Source organism: Halalkalibacter oceani (assembly GCF_023715605.1).
GTDB classification, from domain to species: Bacteria; Bacillota; Bacilli; order Bacillales; family Bacillaceae_D; genus Halalkalibacter; species Halalkalibacter oceani.
In genome coordinates this window covers 1-256 of record NZ_JAMBOL010000106.1, presented here as the reverse complement: position 1 = coordinate 256, position 256 = coordinate 1, and the positions used below count along the sequence as shown (strand labels likewise).

General features: G+C 51.2%; 1 rRNA gene. It reads left to right on the top strand.

Features of this window, described 5'->3' with window-relative positions:
- The first annotated feature begins 138 nt into the window (after positions 1 to 138).
- Positions 139 to 254 (top strand): 5S ribosomal RNA (gene rrf / locus M3202_RS22195).
- Positions 255 to 256 lie beyond the last annotated feature (2 nt).

Sequence of the window (256 nt, the reverse complement as noted above, 5' to 3'; positions counted from 1 at the left end):
AAACATATCGTATTGATCAAAGAGAACCAAGACATTCGAGGAAGCAAATGGCTGAGGAATGGAGCGTACATCAGTACGTGACATGACCGAAGACCATGAAGCTGACAAAGAAGGTCGCCGGTTATCTTTGATCAAAAGTCCGGTGGCGATAGCGAAGAGGTCACACCCGTTCCCATGCCGAACACGGTCGTTAAGCTCTTCAGCGCCGATGGTAGTTGGAGGCTTCCTCCTGCAAGAGTAGGACGTTGCCGGGCGA